The sequence below is a fragment of the Mucilaginibacter sp. P4_G9 genome (assembly GCF_056400985.1).
In genome coordinates this window covers 1-7,385 of the sequence record NZ_JBFUKF010000249.1, presented here as the reverse complement: position 1 = coordinate 7,385, position 7,385 = coordinate 1, and the positions used below count along the sequence as shown (strand labels likewise).

General features: G+C 42.8%; 7 protein-coding genes. All 7 read left to right on the top strand.

The window, feature by feature from the left end:
* Window positions 1-1,286, top strand: a 1,286-nt coding sequence (locus AC1DPZ_RS18440) for a hypothetical protein (protein ID WP_477406081.1), incomplete at its 5' end; no start/stop codon positions are given.
* A 313-nt stretch (window positions 1,287-1,599) separates the two neighbouring features.
* On the top strand, window positions 1,600-2,451 hold the full coding sequence (gene hisG, locus AC1DPZ_RS18435; RefSeq protein ID WP_477406079.1) for an ATP phosphoribosyltransferase: 852 nt from the start codon (window positions 1,600-1,602) through the stop codon (window positions 2,449-2,451).
* Between the two features lie 106 nt (window positions 2,452-2,557).
* Window positions 2,558-3,844 (top strand): histidinol dehydrogenase, encoded by a 1,287-nt coding sequence (hisD, locus tag AC1DPZ_RS18430; RefSeq protein ID WP_477406077.1) that lies wholly within the window; start codon window positions 2,558-2,560, stop codon window positions 3,842-3,844.
* Window positions 3,845-4,018: 174 nt separating this feature from the next.
* A complete protein-coding gene (hisC, locus tag AC1DPZ_RS18425) occupies window positions 4,019-5,065 on the top strand; it encodes a histidinol-phosphate transaminase (RefSeq protein ID WP_477406075.1) in 1,047 nt (348 codons plus the stop codon).
* On the top strand, window positions 5,062-6,204 hold the full coding sequence (gene hisB, locus AC1DPZ_RS18420; protein WP_477406073.1) for a bifunctional histidinol-phosphatase/imidazoleglycerol-phosphate dehydratase HisB: 1,143 nt from the start codon (window positions 5,062-5,064) through the stop codon (window positions 6,202-6,204). Before hisC ends, hisB begins: the two co-directional genes overlap by 4 nt.
* 42 nt (window positions 6,205-6,246) lie before the next feature.
* Window positions 6,247-6,915, top strand: coding sequence for an imidazole glycerol phosphate synthase subunit HisH (gene hisH / locus AC1DPZ_RS18415; RefSeq protein WP_477406071.1), 669 nt, complete (start codon window positions 6,247-6,249; stop codon window positions 6,913-6,915).
* A gap of 5 nt (window positions 6,916-6,920) precedes the next feature.
* Window positions 6,921-7,385: 1-(5-phosphoribosyl)-5-[(5-phosphoribosylamino)methylideneamino]imidazole-4-carboxamide isomerase (locus AC1DPZ_RS18410; protein WP_477406069.1), on the top strand; the 465-nt coding region annotated here is incomplete at its 3' end.

The window sequence follows — 7,385 nt, the reverse complement described above, 5'->3', positions numbered from 1 at the left end:
CTTTTGGGGCGATATTGAACGGGTTAATGTTTGCCACCCTGATATACACCAGCGGATGGATTATGCACAGGTTTGTTCCGGCATCGCGTATATATAAATGGTTAATGTTAGTAGCTATTATATTGAGCCCGGCATTGCTGCAGGTTTACTCCTATTTATGGTCAGAGACGCTGTTTATCTTAGAGACCCTGTTTTTCATCGTCGCGTTTAGGGAATATCTTTTAAAGCATACCATTAAAACATTAGTAATTGCAGCGCTGATAGCCGCAATAGGCTGCGTTACCCGCTATGCTGCAGTTACTATTGTGGGCACCGGCGGCTTACTTTTGCTGCTCGACAGGTTTTTGCCGCTTAAAAAGAAGATAATTCACATTATCATATATGGCTTTGTTTGCATTTCTCTGCTGGTAAGCAATTTACTGTTTAACGCTTTCATGTCGGGCACTACTACCGGCCCGCGCGAACCATCTATTACTTCGTTTGGTAAAAACCTATATTATTTTGGTAACGTAATTTGCGACTGGATGGGACTTACACCCAACCAGTATTGGCTATCGGTACCATTGGCCACAATTATATTTATTGGTTTTATCGCGGCGTTGGCCTATAATTATTACCGCCGCCACCTTGATAGTTACGAAAACCTGGCTATTACCTTCGCTTTGGTTTATGGTTTGTTCATCGTAATATCATCAACTTTTTCGCGGTACGAGCGCATTAACCATCGCCTGCTGGCGCCTATGTATATACCAGCGCTATGGGGCTATACCAGCTGGGGATTGCTGCTGCTTAAAAAAATGGCAAACACTACTACCCGCAAAATATTAGCCGGCTTAATGATATTGCTGATGCTTGGATTTGTTACCAAGGAGTTTTTTATTGATAAAGGCCGGTATGACGACCAGGTAGCCGACCAATATGGAAATCCCGGATATACCGATAACAGTTGGATGGAATCGCCGTTCGCAGCCTATCTTAAAACGATTGATAAAAGCCGGTTCGACCCTAAAGTTACCATTTATACAGATGCACATGAGGCTGTTTATTTCTTCTCGGGCATGTCATCATATCTTGTCCCACACAGGTTTTTCAAGAAGGATGTGGCCAAATTTTACCAGATCAGGCATTTCTATCTCATCTGGTTTAAAGCGCTCGAAAACCCGGAGCTTATCAATATAAAGGATATAGAAAAGGTGAAACACCTTAGGCTGATAAAGGATTTTGGAGAAGAGGGCGGTATTTATGAGTATGATGAAAATGATCTGAATCAGAATTTGCAGAATTAAAGAATGGACAGAATCTTAAAATTCGGTTAATTTCTTAAATTCGTTAGAGATCCTGACTGGGACAAGATTCTGTTAATCCTAAAATTCTGTAAACTCTGATTCCGACAAATTCACATTAAATTTTGATTTAAAAAACATCTGTCTATATTTGCGGCGACTTACCCGTAGTATACTATAAAAAAATGAACGGTATCGCTTTACATCATCTCCATCTGCATCACCACCATGTGGTGATCAGCTAAATGTATGTTTCTACGCGAAATAACAAACTCCGTTTATACTCTTTTTTATTATAGTTCCTTAAATTCATTTTGTGAAAACACTTAAAATAGCGATCCAGAAATCTGGCCGCCTCAACGAAAAATCCGTTGAATTATTAAAAAATTGCGGCTTAAACTTCGAAAATTACAAAAGCTCGCTTATCTCACCGGTATCAAACTTCCCTTTAGAGATTCTTTTTCTTCGCGATGATGATATTCCCGAATACGTACAGGATGGCATTGCCGACCTGGGTATTGTAGGCGAAAATGTGATACGGGAAACCGAAGTTGAAGTAAGCTACCTGCAGCGTTTGGGTTTTGGTAAATGCTCCCTTAAAATAGCAGTGCCAAACGATAATAGCATTAAATCGCTTGCCGATTTGAACGGCAAAGCTATTGCAACTACTTATCCTGTTATATTAGGAAAGTTTTTGAAAGAGCAAGGGATACAATCGGATATCCGTACGATATCCGGCTCTGTAGAAATCTCTCCCGGCCTGGGTTTAAGCGATGCCATTTGTGATCTTGTTTCTACCGGCGGTACCTTAAAAAGCAATGGTTTAAAGCCGTTCGCCGATGTAATGTCGTCAGAGGCAGTATTGATAGGCAGCAAGACAACCGAAAACCATGATTTGGTGCTGGAACTTATACAACGTATCCAATCTGTTTTGCGTGCAAAAGAGACTAAGTACGTAGTACTTAACGTTCATAAAGATAATCTTGATACGGTGATTGCTTTATTGCCCGGCGTAAAAAGCCCATCGGTAATACCATTGGCCGAAGCCGACTGGGTTGCTGTACACACCGTTATCCCCGAGCGCGATTTCTGGGATAGGATAAGCCAGCTAAAGCAAGCCGGCGCACAAGGCATTTTAGTAATGCCGATTGAGAAGATAATATTGTAGGGCGGCAGCCCCACCTACCTCCCCGAAAGGGAGGGCTTTAAATTATACTGATTAATTAAGAAAAATCAAAAAGTCTCCCCTACCGGGGGAGATTTAGAGGGGGCTTATGAAGACATACAATTATTCAGAACTTGCTGCAAGCGACATCCGGCAACTGGTTCAGCGTAATGTTGACCCGGCTAATGAGATCCGCGCTGTTGTGGAGGAAGTGATAGCCAACGTTCAGCAACATGGCGATAGGGCCTTAATCGATTATGCCCAAAAGTTTGACAAAGTTGAACTCAGCAAACTTTACCTGGATAAAGCCGAACTGGAAGAACTGGCAACAGCCATAACCGCCCAACAAAAGGCTGCTCTTGAAACCGCTTATAGTAACATCTATAAATTTCATCAAACGCAGTTAAAAACCGAGGACAAGGTAGAAACCATGCCCGGGGTAACCTGTTGGCGCGAGTTAAGGCCGATTGAAAAAGTTGGTCTGTATATTCCAGGCGGCTCGGCCGTTTTGCCAAGTACGTTTTTAATGCTGGGCATTCCGGCCCGTATTGCCGGTTGCCATGAAATTGTGGTTTGCTCGCCACCACAAAAAAGTGGTAAGGTAAACGCATTTATAGCTTATGTAGCTTTATTATTGGGCATCGATAAGATCTACCTGGCCGGTGGTTCGCAGGCTATTGCGGCAATGGCATATGGTACCCAAAGTATATCTAAAGTTGATAAAATCTTCGGTCCGGGTAACCAGTTTGTAACTAAGGCCAAAACCATCATTCAATCAACAACCACAACCGCTATTGACATGCCGGCCGGCCCATCGGAGGTTTTGGTTATTGCTGATAGTACCGCCATCCCGGCCTATATAGCTGCCGATCTGCTGGCTCAGGCCGAGCATGGTATTGATAGCCAATCTGTTTTAGTTTGTACATCGACGGCCATTGCAGAGGCGGTACTGGCAGAAATAGAAAAACAATTACCGATTTTACCGCGTGCCGAAATTGCAGGGTTAGCGCTGGATAATTCGTACATCGTAGTTACATCCAGCCTTGCCGAAGCAATGGATTTCAGTAATCAATATGCGCCCGAACATTTGATTTTAGCAACCCATAGCTGGGAGCAGATCACTGGAAGCATTATTAATGCCGGTTCGGTTTTCCTGGGTAATTTAACCCCCGAAAGTGCAGGCGATTATGCATCTGGAACCAACCATACACTGCCTACCAGCAGCTATGCAAGGGCTTACTCAGGTGTATCTGTAGATTCGTTTGTTAAAAAAATCACTTTCCAGCATATTACCAGGGAAGGGATCAGGAACATTGGCCCCACCGTTGAAATTTTAGCCGAGATGGAAGGGTTGCATGCGCATAGGAACGCGATTTCAATCAGGAGTAATGATTAAATCGTCATTGCGAGAGCTAAAATCCGGGGACTCTGAACGGGGAATGACAAATCGGCGAAAGACTTACGAAGTTTTTAAAACTTCGTAAGTCTGGGATTCCTCAACTTGTCATAGGTAGGCCCCAAACAATGAGGGATTAGAAAAAATTCGTTTATCGAGAAAGATTAAAAATTAATGTACAACATCAATAATATATTACGCGAAAATATCAAGCGCCTTGTCCCCTACTCCTCCGCACGGGACGAATACCAGGGAGAGGCAAGTGTTTTTTTGGATGCAAACGAAAATGCTTATGGTTCGCCGTTGGATCAACAATTTAACCGGTATCCGGATCCACTACAGTACAAGGTAAAAATGCGCCTGAGCGAAATTAAAGGCGTACCGCCGCGTAACATATTTATAGGCAACGGTAGCGATGAGGCTATTGATATCCTTTTCCGCAGCTTCTGCAACCCGGGTGTCGACAATGTAATCCTTGTGCCCCCTACTTATGGCATGTACGAGGTATCGGCCAACATCAACGATATTGAGGCTCGAAAAGTTAACCTTACACCCGAATACCAGCTTAATTTAGAAGGCATTGCCGAAGCCATTGATGAGCATACCAAGCTGATATTCATTTGTTCTCCAAATAACCCAACAGGCAATTCCATCAACCGGGAGGATGTGGAAACTCTGCTGGCCAACTTTAATGGTATTGTGGTGGTTGATGAAGCTTATATCAATTTCAGTCGCCAAAAAACTTTTATACAGGAACTTACCGAGTATGCTAACCTCGTAGTGATGCAAACCCTCTCCAAAGCATGGGGGCTGGCTGGCTTACGTGTGGGGATGGCTTTTGCAAGCGAGGAGATCATCGAGGTAATGAATAAAGTTAAGCCGCCTTATAACGTCAACGAGTCATCACAACAACTGGCTTTAGAGGCTTTGGATAATGTTTCACAGGTGAATGCCTGGATAAAGGAAACCCTTGCCCAGCGCGACAGGCTGGTACTTGCTTTAAAAGACTTTGATTTTGTGTTAGATATTTATCCGTCTGATGCTAATTTTATCCTGGTTAAAACTACGGATGCCAACGGGATCTATAATTTCCTGGTGGCCAAAGGTATCATTGTGCGCAACCGCTCCAAAATTGAACTGTGCGAGGGCAGCTTACGCATTACTGTAGGTACGCCTGATGAGAATACTATATTACTTAACACCTTACAGAATTTTAAATGAGCAAACTGCAGAAAATACTCTTTGTAGACCGTGATGGCACCATGATTAACGAAACGCCGGATGAGCAAATCGATTCCTTCGGAAAGCTTACTTTTTATCCCGGCGCGTTAACTTACCTGCCCAAAATAGCAAAAGAGCTTGATTTTGAGCTGGTAATGGTAACCAACCAGGATGGTTTAGGCACCGCCGTTTATCCTGAAGATACTTTTTGGCCGGTACATAACCTTATCCTTAAAACATTTGAAGGCGAGGGTGTAAAGTTTTCAAACATTTGTATCGATCGTACCTTCCCTGCAGATAACGCCCCCACGCGCAAGCCTAAAACCGGTTTGCTTACACAATACCTTAATACTGAAAAATATGATTTGAAAGGATCATTTACCATAGGCGACAGGAAAAATGATGTGCTGCTGGCCAAAAACCTGGGTGCAAAAGCCATCTGGCTAAATAATCACTCGGGCTTAGGTGGCGGAGAGTTTACCGAAGAAGACCATATAGGCGATACCATTGCACTTGAAACTACCGACTGGCAAAAGATCTACGAGTTTTTAAAACTGGGCGAACGGGTAATAGAGCACCGTCGCAGTACAAAAGAAACCGACATTTACATTAAAATAAACCTGGATGGTACAGGCGAAGCTAAGGTTTCTACCGGTTTACATTTCTTTGATCACATGCTCGACCAGATTGCCCGTCACGGCAGTATCGACCTTGAAATTATTGCCAACGGCGACCTGCATATCGACGAACACCATACCATTGAAGATACCGGTATTGCGTTAGGCGAGATTTTTGCTACAGCTTTGGGTAATAAAATGGGTATAGAACGCTATGGTTTTTGCCTGCCGATGGATGATTGCCTGGCACAGGCAGCCATTGATTTTGGCGGCCGCAACTGGATAGTTTGGGATGCAGAATTTAAAAGAGAAAAGATAGGCGAAATGCCGACTGAAATGTTTTATCATTTTTTTAAATCGTTTAGCGATGCGGCAAAATGTAATTTAAATATAAAAGCCGAAGGACAAAACGAACATCACAAAATTGAAGCTATATTTAAAGCCTTTGCCAAGGCAATAAAAATGGCGGTAAAGCGTGATGTAAATAAGATGGTTTTACCAAGCACTAAGGGCTTATTGTAAAGCCCCCTAACCCCCTGAAGGGGGAACAAGAGTTGAAAAAGCATGGATGAAATAACACAAAATTATACGGAGGTAGTTGAACCTGCCCCATCAAAAGCTCCCCCTTCAGGGGGCGGGGGGGGCATAGGTATAATAAGATACGGAGCCGGAAATATTTTTTCCCTTACAGCAGCGCTTGAGCGTTTGGGCATTCCTTATGGTATGATTAATAGCGAAGAGGATTTTGCCCTATATGATCGTTATATTATTCCGGGTGTTGGGCATGCCGGTGCGGCTATGAAAAAGCTGGAATCAACGGGCCTGGTTCCAACTATTAAGGCGTTAAAAAAGCCGACGCTTGGAATTTGTGTGGGCATGCAGTTGCTCACTTCTCATTCTGAGGAGGGAGATTCAAACCTGTTGGATATCTTTCCAATTAAAACTTTAAGGTTTAAGGATAGCAACTTATATAAAGTTCCGCATACCGGCTGGAACCAGGTATTCCCCGAAAAAGAAAACCCATTATTTAAAAATATACCGTCAGGTTCACATTTTTACTTTGTACATTCATACTTTATTGAGTATGATGAAACTTACACGTTATTGTCGGCCAATTATAATAATGAATTTTCGGCATCAATTTGGCGGGATAATTTTTATGGCGTACAATTTCATCCCGAAAAATCGGGCGTGTATGGTGAAACATTATTAACAAACTTTTCAAAATTATAAAAGACATGTATATAATTCCTGCTATTGATATTCTGAATAAAAAAGTAGTACGACTACGTGAGGGTGATTACCAACAGGTAACAGAATATGATGTAACGCTCGAGGAAATGATTGAGCGCTACCAGAGCAACGGCACCAACTTCATCCATATCATTGATTTGAATGGCGCCAAAAACGATTTCAGCAATCAGCAATACCTGTTTGATGTGATCCGTAAAACCGACATGAAAGTACAGTATGGCGGAGGAATCCGCAGTATCGATAAAGTAAAAGAATTGATAGATGCCGGTATCCACCGTATTATTGTTGGTACCCAGGCACTTACCAATCCGGATTTTTTGCCTGAGCTGGGTAAATCCATCTGTGGCCGGGATAAATGTTCGGACCAGGTAGTTATCGCCATCGACGTGCTGGATGAAGTGATTAAATATTCCGGCTGGATGGAAAGCTCGCCAATTAAGCTAAAGGAC

What these genes read in the sequence shown, in the direction of transcription:
- hisC (WP_477406075.1), top strand. Translation starts at nt 4,019, where the DNA reads ATGTACAACATCAATAATATATTACGCGAAAATATCAAGCGCCTTGTC.
- hisB (WP_477406073.1), top strand. Translation starts at nt 5,062, where the DNA reads ATGAGCAAACTGCAGAAAATACTCTTTGTAGACCGTGATGGCACCATG.
- hisH (WP_477406071.1), top strand. Translation starts at nt 6,247, where the DNA reads ATGGATGAAATAACACAAAATTATACGGAGGTAGTTGAACCTGCCCCA.
- hisD (WP_477406077.1), top strand. Translation starts at nt 2,558, where the DNA reads ATGAAGACATACAATTATTCAGAACTTGCTGCAAGCGACATCCGGCAA.